A 17,158-nucleotide genomic window follows, 5' to 3' on the forward strand; every position below is an offset into this window, starting at 1 on the left:
CCGTACACGGCGACGCCCCCCGCCGATTCCTCGGACGGGGGGCGTCGTACGGCCGTGTCGGCCATGACCGCTACTTGACCGGCTCGGGCTCCGGCTCGCTCTCTGTCTCCGTGGCGTCCTCGGGGTCCACCGGGGTCTTGACCGACTCCAGCAGCAGCTGGGCGACGTCGACGACCTGGATGGACTCCTTGGCCTTGCCGTCGTTCTTCTTGCCGTTGACGGAGTCCGTGAGCATGACCAGGCAGAACGGGCAGGCCGTGGAGACGATGTCGGGGTTCAGGGACAGGGCCTCGTCGACGCGCTCGTTGTTGATGCGCTTGCCGATCCGCTCCTCCATCCACATCCGCGCACCACCGGCGCCACAGCAGAAGCCGCGCTCCTTGTGGCGGTGCATCTCCTCGTTCCGCAGGCCCGGGACGTTGGCGATGATCTCGCGCGGCGGCGTGTAGATCTTGTTGTGGCGGCCCAGGTAGCACGGGTCGTGGTACGTGATGATGCCCTCGACCGGCGTCACCGGGACCAGCTTGCCCTCGTCGACGAGGTGCTGGAGCAGCTGGGTGTGGTGGATGACCTCGTAGTCGCCGCCGAGCTGCGGGTACTCGTTGCCGATCGTGTTGAGGCAGTGCGGGCAGGTCGCGACGATCTTCTTCGCGGACCTCGGCTTGGCGGACTCGGCGACGACCTTGCCGTCGTCGTCCAGCTCCTCGCCGAACGCCATGTTCAGCGCCATGACGTTCTCCATGCCGAGCTCCTGGAACAGGGGCTCGTTGCCGAGACGGCGGGCGGAGTCACCCGTGCACTTCTCGTCGCCGCCCATGATCGCGAACTTGACGCCCGCGATGTGCAGCAGCTCGGCGAAGGCCTTCGTCGTCTTCTTCGCGCGGTCCTCAAGAGCGCCCGCGCAGCCGACCCAGTACAGGTACTCGACCTCGGTGAGGTCCTCGATGTCCTGGCCGACGACCGGGACCTCGAACTCGACCTCCTTGAGCCACTCCAGGCGCTGCTTCTTCGCCAGGCCCCAGGGGTTGCCCTTCTTCTCCAGGTTCTTGAGCATCGTGCCCGCCTCGGACGGGAACGCGCTCTCGATCATCACCTGGTAGCGGCGCATGTCGACGATGTGGTCGACGTGCTCGATGTCCACCGGGCACTGCTCGACACAGGCGCCGCAGGTGGTGCAGGACCACAGGACGTCCGGGTCGATGACGCCGTTCTCCTCGACGGTGCCGATCAGCGGGCGCTCGGCCTCGGCGAGAGCGGCCGCGGGCACGTCCTTGAGAGCCTCGGCCGACGCCTTCTCCTCGCCCTCCATGGTCTTGCCGCCACCCGCGAGCAGGTACGGCGCCTTGGCGTGCGCGTGGTCGCGCAGGGACATGATCAGGAGCTTGGGGGAGAGGGGCTTGCCGGTGTTCCAGGCCGGGCACTGCGACTGGCAGCGGCCGCACTCGGTGCAGGTGGAGAAGTCGAGCAGGCCCTTCCAGGAGAACTGCTCGACCTGGGAGACGCCGAAGACGTCGTCGTCACCGGGGTCGGTGAAGTCGATCGGCTTGCCGCCGGAGGTCATGGGCTGGAGGCCGCCGAGCGCGGTCCCGCCGGTCGCCTCGCGCTTGAACCAGATGTTCGGGAAGGCCAGGAAGCGGTGCCAGGCCACACCCATGTTGGTGTTCAGCGACACGACGATCATCCACACGAAGGACGTGCCGATCTTGATCGTCGCGACGAGGTAGACGAGGTTCTGGAGCGTGCTCACGCCCAGGCCCTTGAAGGCCAGGACCAGCGGGTACGAGGCGAAGTACGACGCCTCGTAGTGGTCCACGTGGTGCAGCGCGCCCTCCAGGCCCCGCAGCACGTAGATGGCGAGGCCGATGGTGAGGATGACGTACTCGACGAAGTACGCCTGGCCCGCCTTGGAGCCCGCGAAGCGGGACTTGCGGCCGGGGCGGGAGGGCAGGCTCAGCAGCCGGATGACGATCAGGGCGATGATGCCGAGCGTCGTCATCACGCCGATGAACTCGATGTACAGCTCGAACGGCAGGAAGTCGCCGATGACCGGCAGCACCCAGTCGGCCTGGAAGAGCTGGCCGAAGGCCTGGGCGAGGGTCGGCGGCAGCGTCAGGAAGCCGACGGCCACGAACCAGTGGGCGAAGCCGACGATGCCCCAGCGGTTCATCCGGGTGTGGCCGAGGAACTCCTTCACCAGCGTCACACTGCGGGCGTAGGGGTTGTCGGTCCTGCTCCCGGCGGGCACGGGCTGGCCCAGCTTGAAGTACCGGACGAACTGGCCGATGGCGCGTGCGAGCAGCGCCACGCCGACCACGGTCAGTACCAGCGACACGATGATCGCGGCGAGTTGCATTTCGGGGCTCCTCGGGCCTGCGAGGGGTCTACGGGAGATCTGTGAGGGGCTTGCTCGTCGTCGTGAAGAGCGTGCCCGTCATCACTCTCGTCATTACTAAGCGGTAACTTATGCAGTCCGTCTGAGACTACCCCCATCCTGCGCCGCACTGTAGCCGGGGGCCGGGTGATCTGAATCGCTGAGGGTTACCTTAAAACCCGATCGTGTTATTCGTGCTGAATTGGTGCATACGGCGCTAATTTGGGCTCGTGCTCTATGGGATCCTCGCCGCCTCGTCCGCCCTGCTCCTCGCCGCCGTGCTCACCGGCCTGCTGCGGATGCCCGCCCTGCGCCTCGGGATCGTCGACCGGCGGTGGCGGCGCCCCATGCCGCTGTCCGGCGGGGCGGCGGTGGTGGCGGCCACCTGTGTGGTCGCGGCCGTGGGCGACCGGCAGGGGGTCACCCCGCTCGGCCCCGAGGCAGGTCGGCTCCTCGTCGCAGGCGCCGGTGTCGCCCTCCTCGGGCTCGTCGCCGACGTGCTGCGCGTCAAGGCGCGGTTCCTCGTCGGCGGTACGGCCGTGGCGGCGGCCTGTGTCGTGCCGTATGAGGAGACGGGGGTGCTCGCCGGGATCCTCGCCGTCGGCTGGATCGTGTTCGTCGCCCTCGGCTTCAAGGCGCTCGACCACGCCGACGGACTCGCCGGGACCGTCGGGGTGGTCACCGCCTTCGGTGCGGCGGCCTGCGCGGCGGCCGAGGTGATGGACGGGCTCGCGGTGCTGCTGAGCGTGCTGGCCGCCGCGCTGACCGGGTTCCTGATGCACAACTGGCATCCCGCGCGCGCGGGACTCGGCGCCTGCGGGGCCCTGTTCACCGGGTTCGTGCTGGCCTCGGCGGCCGTGACGACCCGCGCGGGACAGGAGCTGGGGTCCAACGCCGCGATGCTGTTCGCGCTGAGCGCCCTGGTGGCCGCCGACGTCGTCCTGGTCGTCCTCGCCCGGCGGCTGTCCGGACGTTCGCTGCTGCGTCCGGGGCCCGACCATCTCGCCCACCGGCTGCGCAGGCTGGGACTCACCCCGCAGGGCGCGTCCGTCCTCCTGGGTGTCACGGCCTTCGGCGGGGTACTCGTCGCGGTCCTCGTGCACCTCGGGTGGATCGCCGCGAGCGGGGTGCTCTGGGTGGCCGGCGGGGTGCTGGCCCTCGTGGTCGGACTGCTGTTGGTGAGGCCGAGAGTGAAGCCCGCCGCACGGTCCGGCGTGGTCCCGCGTCCCGCATCTCCGCAGGCCACGACCCAGTTGCGTGTAAGGAACGGATAAGAGTTGAGCCCCCATGACTCAGGTCTGTTGACCGAGCCGTCGGCGTCATGCACACTTGAGTCCGTTCCACTCAAGTCAGCTGGAGGAAATCACCATGGCACGTGCGGTCGGCATCGACCTGGGCACGACTAACTCCGTCGTCAGCGTTCTTGAAGGCGGCGAGCCCACCGTCATCACCAACGCCGAGGGTGCCCGGACCACGCCGTCCGTCGTCGCCTTCGCGAAGAACGGCGAAGTGCTCGTCGGCGAGGTGGCCAAGCGCCAGGCGGTCACCAACGTGGACCGGACCATCCGGTCCGTGAAGCGCCACATGGGCACCGACTGGAAGATGGAGCTGGACGGGAAGCCCTTCAACCCGCAGCAGATCTCCGCGTTCATCCTCCAGAAGCTCAAGCGGGACGCCGAGTCCTACCTGGGCGAGAAGGTGACCGACGCGGTCATCACCGTCCCGGCGTACTTCAACGACTCCGAGCGCCAGGCGACCAAGGAGGCCGGCGAGATCGCGGGCCTGAACGTCCTGCGCATCGTCAACGAGCCCACCGCGGCCGCGCTCGCGTACGGCCTCGACAAGGACGACCAGACGATCCTCGTCTTCGACCTCGGTGGCGGCACCTTCGACGTGTCCCTCCTGGAGATCGGCGACGGCGTCGTCGAGGTGAAGGCCACCAACGGCGACAACCACCTCGGTGGTGACGACTGGGACCAGCGTGTCGTCGACTACCTGGTGCAGCAGTTCAAGTCCGGCCACGGCGTGGACCTCGCCAAGGACAAGATGGCCCTCCAGCGCCTCCGCGAGGCCGCCGAGAAGGCCAAGATCGAGCTGTCCTCCTCCACCGAGACCTCGATCAACCTGCCCTACATCACGGCGTCCGCCGAGGGCCCGCTGCACCTGGACGAGAAGCTCACCCGCGCCCAGTTCCAGCAGCTGACCGCGGACCTCCTGGAGCGCTGCAAGACCCCGTTCTTCAACGTCATGAAGGACGCCGGCGTCTCCATCAACGAGATCGACCACGTCGTCCTCGTCGGTGGCTCCACCCGTATGCCCGCCGTCGCCGAGCTCGTCAAGGAGCTGACCGGCGGCAAGGACGCCAACAAGGGCGTCAACCCGGACGAGGTCGTCGCCATCGGCGCGTCCCTCCAGGCCGGTGTCCTCAAGGGTGAGGTCAAGGACGTCCTGCTCCTCGACGTGACCCCGCTGTCCCTCGGCATCGAGACCAAGGGCGGCATCATGACCAAGCTCATCGAGCGCAACACCACGATCCCGACCAAGCGGTCCGAGATCTTCACCACGGCCGAGGACAACCAGCCGTCCGTGCAGATCCAGGTCTACCAGGGCGAGCGCGAGATCGCGGCGTACAACAAGAAGCTCGGGATGTTCGAGCTGACCGGTCTGCCGCCGGCCCCCCGTGGCGTGCCGCAGATCGAGGTGTCCTTCGACATCGACGCCAACGGCATCATGCACGTGACCGCCAAGGACCTGGGCACGGGCAAGGAGCAGAAGATGACCGTCACCGGCGGCTCCTCGCTGCCGAAGGACGAGGTCGACCGGATGCGCCAGGAGGCCGAGCAGTACGCGGACGAGGACCACCGCCGCCGCGAGGCCGCCGAGACCCGCAACCAGGGCGAGCAGCTCGTCTACCAGACGGAGAAGTTCCTCAAGGACAACGAGGACAAGGTCCCCGGCGAGGTCAAGACCGAGGTCGAGGCCGCCGTCGAGGAGCTGAAGGCCGCGCTCAAGGGCGAGTCCGCCGAGGGCGACAACACAGCCGAGATCCGCACCGCGACCGAGAAGGTCGCCGCGGTCTCCCAGAAGGTCGGCCAGGCCATGTACGCCGACGCCCAGGCCGCGCAGGCCGCCGGCGGCGAGGACGCCGGTGCCTCCCAGGCCAAGGCGGACGACGACGTCGTGGACGCCGAGATCGTGGACGACGAGCGCAAGGACGGTGCCGCGTGACGGAGGAGACCCCGGGCTTCGACGAGAAGCCCGACGTCCCCTCCGGCGCCACCGACGACGCCGAGCCGCAGGCCGCCGCCTCCTCCTCGGAGGCGGGGGCGGCCCCGGCCGGGGACGCAAGTGCCCAGATCGCAGGCCTGACGGCCCAGCTGGACCAGTCGCGCAAGGCGCTCGAGGAGCGCACCGCCGACCTCCAGCGGCTCCAGGCCGAGTTCCAGAACTACCGCCGCCGCGTGGAGCGGGACCGGATCACGGTCAAGGAGATCGCCGTCGCGAACCTCCTGACCGAACTCCTGCCCGTGCTCGACGACATCGGCCGCGCGCGGGAACACGGTGAGCTGCTCGGCGGGTTCAAGTCCGTCGCGGAGTCGCTGGAGACCGTCGCGGCGAAGATGGGTCTTCAGCAGTTCGGCAAGGAGGGCGAGCCCTTCGACCCGACGATCCACGAGGCCCTGATGCACAGTTACGCGCCCGACGTCACCGAGACGACGTGCGTGGCGATTCTCCAGCCGGGGTATCGCATCGGCGAGCGCACCATCCGCCCCGCGCGGGTGGCGGTCGCCGAACCGCAGCCGGGCGCGCAGGCGGCCAAGGACGAGTCCGAGGCCGGCGAGGAGAAGGACAACAGCTCTGAAGAGGGCTGAAGCCGTGGCCGGTGACCGAAAGGAGGGGCGTCGGGGATGAGCACCAAGGACTTCATCGAGAAGGACTACTACAAGGTCCTCGGCGTCCCCAAGGACGCCACCGAGGCCGAGATCAAGAAGGCGTACCGCAAGCTCGCACGCGAGTTCCACCCGGACGCCAACAAGGGCAACGCCAAGGCCGAGGAGCGCTTCAAGGAGATCTCCGAGGCCAACGACATCCTCGGCGACCCCAAGAAGCGCAAGGAGTACGACGAGGCCCGCACCCTGTTCGGCAACGGCGCCCTCTTTGATAGGCAGGGTCGTCCGGGGCCGGGCGGTGCGGGCGGCTCCTTCAACTTCGACCTGGGCGACCTCTTCGGAGGCGGCGCCCAGGGCGGGGCCCAGGGAGCCGGCGGCTTCGGCGGCGGACTCGGAGACGTCTTCGGGGGCCTGTTCAACCGGGGCAGCTCCGGGACTACGCGCGTCCAGCCGCGGCGCGGGCAGGACATCGACACCGAGGTCACCCTCAGCTTCACCGAGGCGATCGAGGGGGCGACGGTCCCGCTCCGGATGTCCTCGCAGGCCCCCTGCAAGGCCTGTTCGGGCACCGGCGACGCCAACGGCAACCCGCGCGTGTGCCCGACCTGCGTCGGCACCGGCCAGGTGGCCCGGGGCTCCGGCGGCGGCTTCTCGCTGACGGACCCCTGCCCGGACTGCAAGGGCCGCGGCCTGATGGCGGAGAACCCCTGCGAGGTCTGCAAGGGCTCCGGGCGGGCCAAGTCCTCCCGGACCATGCAGGTCCGCATCCCGGCCGGGGTGTCGGACAGCCAGCGGATCCGGCTGCGCGGCAAGGGCGCACCCGGTGAGCGCGGCGGCCCGGCGGGCGACCTGTACGTCACCGTGCACGTCGCCGCGCACCCCGTCTTCGGCCGCAAGGGCGACAACCTCACGGTGACGGTCCCGGTGACCTTCACGGAGGCGGCGCTCGGCGGCGAGGTGCGGGTGCCGACCCTGGGCGGCCCCGCGGTGACGCTGAAACTGCCGCCGGGCACCCCGAACGGCCGTACCATGCGGGCCCGTGGAAAGGGCGCGGTCCGCAAGGACGGCACCCGGGGCGATCTGCTGGTCACCGTCGAGGTGAGTGTCCCGACCGAGCTGTCGGGGAAGGCTCGTGACGCGCTGGAGGCGTATCGCGAGGCGACCGTGGGGGAGGACCCACGGGCGGAGCTGTTCCAGGCCGCGAAGGGAGCATGATTCGAGATGGACGGTCGTCGACGCAATCCGTATGAACTGACCGAGGAAACCCCGGTCTACGTCATCTCGGTGGCGGCCCAGCTCTCCGGCCTGCACCCGCAGACCCTTCGTCAGTACGACCGCCTCGGCCTGGTCTCCCCGGACCGCACGGCCGGGCGGGGCCGCCGCTACTCGGCCCGCGACATCGAACTGCTCCGCCAGGTGCAGGCGCTGTCGCAGGACGAGGGCATCAACCTCGCCGGCATCAAGCGCATCATCGAGCTGGAGAACCAGGTCGTGGCGCTCCAGCAGCGGGTGGCCGAACTCCAGGCCGCCGTCGAGGGCGCCGCCGCGGCGATGCAGCAGCGGGAGGCCGCGGTGCACGCGTCGTACCGCCGCGACCTGGTGCCGTATCAGGAGGTACAGCAGACCAGCGCGCTGGTGGTGTGGCGGCCGAAGAAGGCCAGGGACTAGACGGACTGATGCGAGAAGGGGCCCGGAGATCTCTCCGGGCCCCTTCCCCTGTTCGTCAGAGCCAGCTTTCCCAGATGCCGTACGCCGCCGACCTGGCCGGCGTCTCGGCGCCCGCGGAGTCCAGGAGGACCACGCGGTAGTAGTACAGGCCCAGCACGTCGTCGTGGACCGTGGTGTCCATGTACCACGTGGGCCCGCCGGTGGCTCCCTCGGTCAGGGTGACGTAGGCGCTCGCCGCCGGGTCCCAGCGCTCGACGCGGTAGTGCGTGAACCGGGAGCAGTCGCCGAGTCCGGAACTCTCGGAGCAGCCGACGTACAGCTCCGGGTAGTTGTCCTCACCGACCTCCGTGCCCGTCCAGCCCGGGGGCCGGGTGTCGGGCAGGGTGACCGTGATGTCGGCCGTGTGCCAGAAGTCCGGCCCCTCGTCCCAGAGGACGTCCACGGCCGCCACCCGGTAGACGTGGGCCGCGCCGTCCGGCACGGTCGGGCAGAGGATCTCGGTCTCGGCGAGCGACTGCCCCCTCCAGCAGTTCCGCTTCCAGACGGTCTCGCCGGTCTCCGGGTCGGTGGTGCCCTGCCACACGTAGTACGTGAAGACGTCGTCGTCGGCGGGCGGGGTCCAGGACAGCCGTACGCCGAGCGGGACCTGTTCGGCGGTCAGGTCCCGGACCGGCTCCGGGCGCTTGGTGTCCGGGGTGGTCGCGGTGGCCGCCGGTCCCGGCTGCGATGCGTGGCCGTGCGGGTCGACGGTCACGACCCGGTACTCGTACGTCGTCTCGGAGGCGCCGGAGACGTCCTCGCAGCTGCCGTGCAGCACCTGGCGGCCCGCGTAGGACGGGGCGTCGTCGCCCGCCCACCACCAGCTCACCGACGGGTCCGTGGCGTCGGTCCCGCACGTGGTCACGACGGCCGTCTCGCCGGTCACGGGGTCGGTCCGTTCGATCCGGTAGGTGAGCAGCGGGGCGCTGTCATGGGTCCACGGGTCGGCGCTCGCCCAGGAGACGTACACACCCTTGGCGGAGCGGGTGGCGGTGGTCCCGTACGGGGCGATCGCCTCCGGCCGGTCCGCCATGCGCAGGGCGATCTCCACCGGCGCGGAGGCGTTGCCCTTGGTGTCCTGGGCGCGCACCGCGTACCGGTAGGAGTCGGCGACGGCGACCAGTTGGCGCGGGACGACATCGGTCTGCGTGGTGGTGCCGGCCGTGCCGGGCAGCGCGTCGAGCCAGCCGCCGGTCTTCGGGTCGTACTGGAGGACCTCGTAGCGGGCGGCACCGTCGACGGCCGACCACACCAGGTGCGGGACGCCCGAGCGGTACTCCACCCTCGCGTCGGCGGCGGTCGCCGGCGGGGTCATGTCGAACGTGGTGAACGTGGTGGCCGCCGAGTACGCGGACCAGTTCCCGACGGCGTCCCGGGCCCGGCCCCGATAGGTGACCTTGCTGCCGTCGGCGGGCTGCCCCGTGTCGCAGATCGCGCCCTTGGCACCGGTGTACACGGTCACCCAGCTGTTGGTGGCCGGGTTGAGCCGCTGCATCTCGTACAGGGCGATGTCGGCCGCGTTCGCCGCGGTGGTGACCAGCTCCGGGCCCGCGAAGGGCTGGTCGTCCGGGCACACGTCCATCTCCAGGAACGGCGCCGCGGGCGGAGTCGTGTCCACCGTGGTGACGGGCTGGTCGGCGGTGCCGCCCGAGGTGTTGCCGGCCTTGTCGTAGGCGCGGACCTCGAAGTAGTAGGTGGCACCGGTGGGCGGCGTGCTGTCGGTGTACGAGGTGCCGGTGACCTTGGCGAGCGGAGTGGCCGGGAACGAGGCCCCCTTCAGCCGCCGGTAGACCTTGTACCCGGCGAGGTCCATCTCCTTGTTCTTCGCCCAGGCAATCTTGGTCTTGCGGGTGGCCTTGTCGTACGTCACCGAAGTGCCGGTCGGTGTCAGGGGCTTGACCTTGTCGACGTCGGCGGTGGTGCGGGGGGTGTAGGTGACCTTGACCTTGGCGGCGCCGGTCCAGTTCACGTAGTCGACGCGCAGGGTGTGCTTGCCGGAGGGGACGGTCACGTTGGCGGTCTTCTTGACCGTCGTGGAGACGTTCTTCCAGAGGTCGATCTTGCGGACCCCGTCGAGGTACACCCGCATCCCGTCGAGGCCGGTGGCGTTGAGGGCGAAGGGCCCGCCGGACCCGAAGTCACGGGTCACGCTCCAGCGGACGCCGAAGTTGTCCTTCGGGAGACCGGAGACCGGGGCGCCGCTCCAGGACTGGTCGATCGCGTCGTCGCAGTCCGTTTTCTTCGGGGTGCCCGAGAAAGACGTGTTCGCGTAGAACTGGCGCTTGAACACCGGGGAGGCGCAGCTCACGGCCGCGGAGGCGGAGGGCGCCGTCACGGCGAGCAGACCACCCGAGGTGGTGAGCACGAGGGCGGTGGCGGCCGCCGCGGTCGTGCGTCTGGCTGACTTCATGAAGATCACGACTCGCTGGGGGAGGAGAGGGTTGTACCGCGGGCCGGGGCGGTGACCGCCCAGTCGCCCGCGGGCAGGGTCTCGGTGCCGTCGGCCAGGACGCCGGTCACCCAGTAGTAGGACGTGGTGCCGCGCCGCGCTCCGGTGTCGACGTACTGCGAGGCGGTGCCGGCGAGTTCCGCGATCCGCTCGTACGAGGAGGTGGCGGGGTTCCACCGATAGACGCGGAAGCCCTGCGCGGACGGCCCCGACCACGTGAGCTGGTTGCCCTCGTCGCCCCGGGCGCCTTCCACGGAGAGGTGCAGCGGCGAACCCTCGGGGGTCGCCACGGTCGGCGTCATGTCGAGTTCGGTGACGACCACGGCACGGGGTCCGTCAGGACTCCACTGGGCGGCGGAGTTGTACTCGTCGTCCACGGCGTCGACGAAGAAGCAGACCTCGTCGCCGTCCGGGAGCGTGGTGTACGAGTAGGACGTCGTACCGGGCAGGGCGTACTCCACCAGGCTGCCGTGGCAGACCCGCTCGTCGCCGTCGTCCTCGTCGCCCACGAGCTCGCCCCGGTAGACCGTGTAGTACCGCAGGTCCGTCGCCGGGCTCTTGTCCCAGTTCAGTTCGAAGCCGTACTCGGTCGGGGTCACGTCGAGACCGGTGACGAGCGGCGGCGGGTCGTTGTCCCAGATCCGGCCCTCGTACGGCGCGGACCGGGCGGACTCGTTGCCCGCCGCGTCGACGGCGGAGACCCGGTAGTAGTAGGCCTTGCTCTCGGCGGCCGAGGTGTCCAGGTAGGAGAGCTGGTCGGTACGGCCGATCGCCGTGTACGTGCCGTTCTCGCTCGTCGCCCGGAAGACACGGTAGGCCGCCCCGTCCGCGACCTTGTCCCAGCGGACCTCCAGACCGCCGGTACCGGCACCGCCCGGCCGCACCTCACCGGTGGCTTCCGTGATGGCGGGCACGCCCGGAGCGACACGGTCCACGGTGGTGACGAGCTGGTCGGCGGTGCCGCCGGACTCGTTGCCCGCTCTGTCGTAGGCGCGGACCTCGTAGTAGTAGGCGTCACCGGTCACCGGCAGCGTGCTGTCGGTGTACGACGTGAGGGCGGTCGTCGCGAGCGGAGTGGCCGGGAAGGAGGTGCCCTTGAGCCGCCGGTAGATCCGGTACCCGGCGAGGTCCATCTCCTTGTTCTTCGCCCAGGTCAGTCTCGCCTTGCCGGTGGCCTTGTCGTACGTCACCGAAGTGCCGGTCGGTGTCAGGGGCTTGACCTTGTCGACGTCGGCGGTGGTGCGGGGCTTGTAGTCGAACGAGACGTTCGCGGCGCCGGTCCAGTTGACGAAGTCCACGCGGAGCGTGTGCCTGCCGGCGGGGATGGTGACGTTGGCGGTCTTCTTGACCGTTGTGGAGACGTTCTTCCAGAGGTCGACCTTGCGGCTGCCGTCGAGGTAGACACGGATGCCGTCCTGGGCCGAGACCGGCAGAGCGAAGGGCCCGCCGGACCCGAAGTCCCGGGTCACGCTCCAGCGGACGCCGAAGTTGTCCTTCGGCAGCCCCGAGGCGGGCGCACCCGTGCCCCAGTTCTGGTCGACCGCCTCGTCGCAGTCCGTTTTCTTCGGAGTGCCCGAGAAGGACGTGTTCGCGTAGAACTGGCGCTGGAACACCGGGGAGGCGCACGACGCGGCTGCCGAGGCGGGGGGTGCCATCGCCGTGAACAGGGTGCCTGCGGTGGCGAGGACGAGCGCCGTGGCGGTCGTACGGCTGGCTGACTTTTCGATCCTCTGGTCGGACGTGGAACAGCAGTTGTGGGGCTGCTGTGATCACGACACCTGAGGTGTGAAGTTGGTTGTACTAGTGTTCGCGCCAAGTCTTCACACCGTCGGCGGAGAGTGGCGTTGCGCACTCGTTAAGTGATTCCGCTTGACGCCGGTGGTCGGCCCCGCGTTGGCTTTTCAGACACATGGGCCGCAATGCCGCGCCCACGTCCGGAGAGCATCAGAAGTGAGCAGCCCCATGCGTCGTCGTATCGCCATAGCCGTGGCAGCGTCCACGATGTCCTTCTCGCTGGCCGCCTGCGGGGCGCTCGGCGCCGCGAGCGGGAGCGAGGCGAGTCCGACCAAGGGCGACGACATCACCGTGGGTGTCCTGATGCCGGAGAAGACGAACACCCGCTACGAGGAGTTCGACTACCCGATCATCAAGAAGAAGGTCGCGGAGCTCACGGACAAGAAGGGCAAGACGGTCTACGCCAACGGCGAGGCCAACGCCAAGAAGCAGGCCGGGCAGATGCAGGAGATGATCGACGAGAAGGTCGACGTCATCCTGCTGGACGCGGTCGACTCGCACGCCATCGCGGGCATGGTGCAGAAGGCCAAGGACGCGGGCATCCCGGTCATCGCCTACGACCGGCTCGCCGAGGGCCCGATCGACGGGTACGTCTCCTTCGACAACGAGCTCGTCGGCGAGGTCCAGGGCCGCTCCCTCATCGAGGCGCTCGGTTCCGGCATCGACAGCTCCGACAAGATCGTCATGATCAACGGCTCGCCCTCCGACCCGAACGCCGGACAGTTCAAGGCGGGGGCGATGTCCGAGCTCAACGGCAAGGTGACGATCGCCGAGACGTACGACGTCGACGGCTGGAAGCCGGAGATCGCGCAGAAGAACATGGCCCAGGCGATCAGCGCGATCGGCAAGGGCAACATCAAGGCCGTGTACTCCGCCAACGACGCCATGGCCGGCGCCGCCATCCAGGCGATGGAGAGCGCGGGCATGACGAAGCTCCCGCCGATCACCGGCCAGGACGCGGAGCTCTCCGCGGTGCAGCGGATCGTCTCCGGCGAGCAGTACATGAGCGTCTACAAGCCGTACCCGGACGAGGCCGAGGCCGCCGCCGAGATGGCCGTGACCAAGATCCAGGGCAAGGACATCCAGTTCGACGCCCTCGCCACGGACAGCGTCGACAGCCCCACCAACAAGGACATCCCGGCCCAGCTCGTCCAGGTCGTCGCGCTGACGAAGGACAACATCAAGAGCACGGTCGTCAAGGACGGCATCTACTCCGTCAAGGACATCTGCACCTCGGACTACAAGAGCGCCTGCGCGGCGGCGGGTCTGTCCTGAGCGGAAACGAAGAGCGGAAGCGAAGAAGCGCGGACAGGGGCCGGAGGATCTCTCCTCCGGCCCCTCCCGCCTTTTTCAGGCCACCCTCGTGAACTCCACCGTCACCTCCGGCGGTCCGCCCGGCACCCCGCGGTAGATCCCCTTGTGCGGGGTCACGTCGTCGTAGTCGCGGCCCCGGGCCACCACCACGTGGGACTCGTCGGCGCGCACCCCGTTGGTGGGGTCGTAGCCGCACCACTCGCCCGCCCAGTACTCGATCCAGGCGTGGCTCTGCCCCGCGACGGGCCGGTGCAGTTCGGCGTCGCGCTCCGGGTGGAGGTAGCCGGAGACGTAGCGGGCCGGCAGGCCGACGGCTCGCAGCATCGCGATGGTCAGGTGGGTGATGTCCTGGCACACGCCCGCGCCCTGCTCCCAGGCCTCCACGGGGGAGGTGTTCACGCTGGTCGCGCCCGGCAGGTACGACACCCGGTCGGCGACCAGCGTCGACACCGCGAGGGCCGTCTCGTGCGGGTCCAGGCCCGCCGCGGCCTTGCGGGCCTTCTTGGCCAGCTTCGCCGGGACCGTCGTACGCCCCGTCGGGCCGGCGAACTCCAACAGGCGGGAGCCCGCGACGCGTTCGGCCACCTCGGCCCAGGTGGGCGCGGCCGGCAGCGGTCCCGGGGGGATCGTCTCGACGAGGCTGGTGGCCGTGATGGTGAGCCGGCCGTGCGGGTCCATCAGGTCGAAGCCGGTGACCTGGGTGCCCCAGTAGTCCCAGTACGACCAGGTCGGCGTGGTCGGGCTGACGGTGACCCGGGCGTCCAGGGTGGTCTGGGCGGGCAGGGTCAGCGGGGTCATCCGGACCTCGTTGTGGGACGAGGAGGCGGGCTGGGCGTACGCCACCTCGGTGATGTGCTTGATCCGGAGGCGGGTCATCGTCCGGCTCCTTCCTGGGCCCACTCGACGGGCCCCTGGTACGGGAAGAACCGCTCCGCCACCGCCTCCGCGGAGGCCATGCACGCGGTCTGCAAGTCCCGGAGCAGCAAGGGGAGTTGCTCCTCCAGCGCGTGCAGGTCGAGATATTCGAGCCGGGTGCGCATCCCGCCGATCGGGCGGCGCGCGGGGTCCTGACGGGGGCGGCCGAGCGCGGTCAGGCACTCCTCCGCCGTCGTCAGCGCGTGCAGCGCGGAGCGCGGGAAGTCCCGGTCCAGGAGCAGGAATTCGGCCACCCGCGGGGTGTCGCCGAAGCCGCCGTACACCCGTGCGTACGCCTCGTCGGCGCCCGAAGCGCTCAGCAGGGTCGGCCAGTCGGGCGCGTGGGCCGCGTCGAGCACCCGGACCGACAGCAGCCGCACGGTCATGTCCACCCGCTCCAGGCTCCGGCCGAGCACCACGAAACGCCAGCTGTCGTCGCGGCTCATGGTGGAGTCGGCGAGCCCGAAGAAGAGGGCCGCGCGCCGCCGTACGAGTTCCAGATAGCCGTAGGGGCCGGTACGGCGGGCCGCGAGCCGCTGGTCGGCGAGCGCGTGCCAGGTGGAGTTGAGGCACTCCCACATCTCGGAGGAGACGGCCTCACGGGCGCTGCGGGCGTTCAGCCGGGCGGCCCCGAGCGCGCCCTCGATGGAGCAGGTCGAGCGGGCGTCGAAGGCGAGCTGGTCGAGGACCTGCTGCATGTCGACCCGGGTGGCGCCCGCGTCGACGCCGAGGATCGCGTACAGCGACCGGCAGGCCGCGTCCTCGTCGCGCCAGGGGTCCTCCAGCATCCGGTGGAGGTAGGCGTCGAGGATCCGCCCGGTGGCGTCCGCCCGCTCGACGTAGCGGCCGGTCCAGATGAGGGCCTCGGCTATCCGGGAGAGGATCACGTCGTTCACTGCTGTGCCCCTTCCTGTACGACGGTGGGGGAGCCGTCGGGACCGTGCTGGCGCGGCGCGATGTCGAGGGGAGCGGTGCCGTGCGCGGGCGGCGGCGGGTCGGCGGGGCCCTCGGCGAGCACCCAGGTGTCCTTGGAGCCGCCGCCCTGGCTGGAGTTGACGATCAGGTTGCCCTCCTGGAGGGCGACCCGGGTCAGGCCGCCGGGCAGGACCCAGATGTCGTTGCCGTCGTTGACGGCGAAGGGGCGCAGGTCGATGTGGCGGGGCGCCATGCGTTCACCCGCGAGGGTGGGGGAGGTGGACAGGGCGACCGGGCGCTGGGCGATGAAGCCGCGGGGGTCCTGCCGGACCGCCTCCCGGGTTCTCTCCAGGGTCTCGCGGTCCGCCTTGGGGCCGATCACGATGCCCTGCCCGCCGGCCCCGTCGACCGGCTTGACCACCAGCTGGTCGATCTGGTCGAGGACGGCCTCCAACTGCCCCGGCTCGTCCGGGCGGAACGACTCCACGTTGGGCAGAATCGGTTCCTCGGAGAGGTAGTAGCGGATCAGGTCCGGGACGTAGGTGTAGAGCAGCTTGTCGTCCGCGATGCCGTTGCCGACCGCGTTGGCGAGGGTGACATGGCCCGCCATGGCCGCGCCGAGGATGCCCGGGCAGCCGATCACCGAGTCCGGGCGGAAGTGCAGCGGGTCCAGGAAGTCGTCGTCCAGGCGCCGGTATACGACATGCACCGGCACCTCGCCGCGGGTCGTGCGCATCCACACCCGGTTGCCCCGGCACACCAGGTCGTGGCCCTCGACCAGCTGCACGCCCATCAGCCGTGCGAGCAGGGCGTGTTCGAAGTAGGCGGCGTTGTTGGGCCCGGGGGTCAGGACGACCACCCGGGGGTCCTGGACCCCGTCGGGAGCGGCCGCGCGCAGGGCGGCGAGCAGCTTCTGCGCGTAACCGTCGACGGGCAGCACATGCTGCTCGGCGAACAGCGACGGGAAGACCCGGGTCATCGCCCGCCGGTTCTCGATGACGTACGACACCCCGCTGGGCACCCGGACGTTGTCCTCCAGGACCCGGAAGTCGCCCTGCTCGTCCCGGACCAGGTCGATGCCGGCGACGTGGATGCGCACCTGGTTGACCGGCTCGATCCCGTGGGCGGCGCGGTGGAAGTGCGGGGAGCTCAGCAGCAGCCGCCAGGGCACGACCCCGTCCTCGAAGGCGCGGGCGTGCCCGTAGGCGTCGGCGAGGTAGGCCTCCAGGGCCCTGACCCGTTGGCTCACCCCGCGTTGTATGAGATCCCATTCCAGGGCGTCGAGGATCCTGGGCACGAGGTCCAGCGGCCAGGGCCGCTCCTCGCCCGCGAAGGCGTAGGTCACGCCCCTGTCGGTGAACGCCCGGGCCATCTGGTCGGCCCGGAACCTGAGTTCACTCGGTTCGATCGGCTGAAGCGCCGCCAGTACCGGCTCGTAGGCGGTCCTGACCTCACCCGGCCGCTCGAACATCTCGTCCCACGCGTCGGCCAACGCGTACGCGTCAAATATGTCCGCCATGGCCTGACGTTAAGTGCGGCTCGTAACGAACTGATCACCGTGTGATTTCCGCACGTTGACGCGCGGAGGGAGTTGTTCCGCGCGGGGTGGGGGCCGACGCGGCGAGGGAGCAGCTTCATGCAACCGGGTCGGCGGAGCCCTGGAAGTAGTGGGGCATACCCGCCGTTTTCCGCGCTCGTGGCGCGCGGAGCCGTGTTGCGGAGCCGGTCCGGGCCGCGCATAGTTGCGGAGCCGAGGGGGCTTCGAGGCCCCGATGGGGAAAAAGGACAAGAGGGCGGTAGACG

At 69.9% G+C, this 17,158-nt stretch carries 12 protein-coding genes; 6 read left to right on the forward strand and 6 right to left on the reverse strand.

Going from position 1 to position 17,158, the window contains the following annotated elements; all coding sequences use genetic code 11:
• Positions 1–70: 70 nt before the first annotated feature.
• Complete coding sequence (locus tag AQJ54_RS30585) at positions 71–2,353, reverse strand: (Fe-S)-binding protein (protein WP_062242599.1); 2,283 nt, start codon at positions 2,351–2,353, stop codon at positions 71–73.
• A 248-nt stretch (positions 2,354–2,601) separates the two neighbouring features.
• Between AQJ54_RS30585 and AQJ54_RS30590 the strand changes: the two genes are divergently transcribed.
• From AQJ54_RS30590 to AQJ54_RS30610, 5 genes are all read left to right on the forward strand, one after another.
• Complete coding sequence (locus AQJ54_RS30590; RefSeq protein WP_062242601.1) at positions 2,602–3,645, forward strand: MraY family glycosyltransferase; 1,044 nt, start codon at positions 2,602–2,604, stop codon at positions 3,643–3,645.
• 94 nt (positions 3,646–3,739) lie between these two features.
• Positions 3,740–5,599: a molecular chaperone DnaK gene (dnaK, locus tag AQJ54_RS30595; protein ID WP_030319822.1), complete on the forward strand. Its 1,860-nt coding sequence runs from the start codon at positions 3,740–3,742 to the stop codon at positions 5,597–5,599.
• On the forward strand, positions 5,596–6,243 hold the full coding sequence (gene grpE / locus AQJ54_RS30600; protein ID WP_062025929.1) for a nucleotide exchange factor GrpE: 648 nt from the start codon (positions 5,596–5,598) through the stop codon (positions 6,241–6,243). Before dnaK ends, grpE begins: the two co-directional genes overlap by 4 nt.
• Before the next feature lie 36 nt (positions 6,244–6,279).
• Positions 6,280–7,476, forward strand: coding sequence for a molecular chaperone DnaJ (gene dnaJ, locus AQJ54_RS30605; protein WP_062025930.1), 1,197 nt, complete (start codon positions 6,280–6,282; stop codon positions 7,474–7,476).
• 6 nt (positions 7,477–7,482) lie between these two features.
• Positions 7,483–7,929, forward strand: coding sequence for a heat shock protein transcriptional repressor HspR (locus AQJ54_RS30610; protein ID WP_020134409.1), 447 nt, complete (start codon positions 7,483–7,485; stop codon positions 7,927–7,929).
• A gap of 55 nt (positions 7,930–7,984) precedes the next feature.
• Here the strand turns inward: AQJ54_RS30610 and AQJ54_RS30615 are convergent, their stop codons facing one another.
• Together AQJ54_RS30615 and AQJ54_RS30620 are read right to left on the reverse strand one after the other, a co-directional pair.
• Positions 7,985–10,378, reverse strand: a complete 2,394-nt coding sequence (locus AQJ54_RS30615; protein WP_062243038.1) for a fibronectin type III domain-containing protein — start codon at positions 10,376–10,378, stop codon at positions 7,985–7,987.
• Positions 10,379–10,383: 5 nt separating this feature from the next.
• Positions 10,384–12,072, reverse strand: a complete 1,689-nt coding sequence (locus AQJ54_RS30620; RefSeq protein WP_079070072.1) for a PA14 domain-containing protein — start codon at positions 12,070–12,072, stop codon at positions 10,384–10,386.
• A 307-nt stretch (positions 12,073–12,379) separates the two neighbouring features.
• On the opposite strand from AQJ54_RS30620, the gene AQJ54_RS30625 reads away from it, so the two are divergent.
• Positions 12,380–13,486 (forward strand): sugar ABC transporter substrate-binding protein, encoded by a 1,107-nt coding sequence (locus tag AQJ54_RS30625; protein ID WP_062242607.1) that lies wholly within the window; start codon positions 12,380–12,382, stop codon positions 13,484–13,486.
• 75 nt (positions 13,487–13,561) lie between these two features.
• Here AQJ54_RS30625 and AQJ54_RS30630 read toward each other — a convergent pair whose 3' ends face one another.
• Genes AQJ54_RS30630 through AQJ54_RS30640 form a run of 3 tightly spaced genes read right to left on the reverse strand, consistent with a single transcriptional unit; the run spans position 13,562 to position 16,874 of the window.
• Positions 13,562–14,401 (reverse strand): transglutaminase family protein, encoded by an 840-nt coding sequence (locus tag AQJ54_RS30630; protein WP_062242610.1) that lies wholly within the window; start codon positions 14,399–14,401, stop codon positions 13,562–13,564.
• Positions 14,398–15,336 carry an alpha-E domain-containing protein gene (locus tag AQJ54_RS30635; protein WP_062025935.1) on the reverse strand — a complete coding sequence of 313 codons (939 nt, stop codon included), beginning with the start codon at positions 15,334–15,336 and terminating at the stop codon, positions 14,398–14,400. The genes AQJ54_RS30630 and AQJ54_RS30635 overlap by 4 nt, the downstream gene beginning before the upstream one ends.
• Positions 15,333–16,874: a circularly permuted type 2 ATP-grasp protein gene (locus AQJ54_RS30640; RefSeq protein WP_062025936.1), complete on the reverse strand. Its 1,542-nt coding sequence runs from the start codon at positions 16,872–16,874 to the stop codon at positions 15,333–15,335. The genes AQJ54_RS30635 and AQJ54_RS30640 overlap by 4 nt, the downstream gene beginning before the upstream one ends.
• Between the last annotated feature and the right edge of the window lie 284 nt (positions 16,875–17,158).

The sequence above is a fragment of the Streptomyces griseorubiginosus genome, assembly GCF_001514195.1.
Taxonomy (GTDB): domain Bacteria; phylum Actinomycetota; class Actinomycetes; order Streptomycetales; family Streptomycetaceae; genus Streptomyces; species Streptomyces griseorubiginosus.

What these genes read in the sequence shown, in the direction of transcription:
- dnaK (WP_030319822.1), top strand. Translation starts at nt 3,740, where the DNA reads ATGGCACGTGCGGTCGGCATCGACCTGGGCACGACTAACTCCGTCGTC.
- AQJ54_RS30625 (WP_062242607.1), top strand. Translation starts at nt 12,380, where the DNA reads ATGCGTCGTCGTATCGCCATAGCCGTGGCAGCGTCCACGATGTCCTTC.
- AQJ54_RS30630 (WP_062242610.1), bottom strand. Translation starts at nt 14,401, where the DNA reads ATGACCCGCCTCCGGATCAAGCACATCACCGAGGTGGCGTACGCCCAG.
- AQJ54_RS30620 (WP_079070072.1), bottom strand. Translation starts at nt 12,072, where the DNA reads ATGGCACCCCCCGCCTCGGCAGCCGCGTCGTGCGCCTCCCCGGTGTTC.
- AQJ54_RS30640 (WP_062025936.1), bottom strand. Translation starts at nt 16,874, where the DNA reads ATGGCGGACATATTTGACGCGTACGCGTTGGCCGACGCGTGGGACGAG.
- dnaJ (WP_062025930.1), top strand. Translation starts at nt 6,280, where the DNA reads ATGAGCACCAAGGACTTCATCGAGAAGGACTACTACAAGGTCCTCGGC.
- AQJ54_RS30610 (WP_020134409.1), top strand. Translation starts at nt 7,483, where the DNA reads ATGGACGGTCGTCGACGCAATCCGTATGAACTGACCGAGGAAACCCCG.
- AQJ54_RS30615 (WP_062243038.1), bottom strand. Translation starts at nt 10,378, where the DNA reads ATGAAGTCAGCCAGACGCACGACCGCGGCGGCCGCCACCGCCCTCGTG.
- AQJ54_RS30585 (WP_062242599.1), bottom strand. Translation starts at nt 2,353, where the DNA reads ATGCAACTCGCCGCGATCATCGTGTCGCTGGTACTGACCGTGGTCGGC.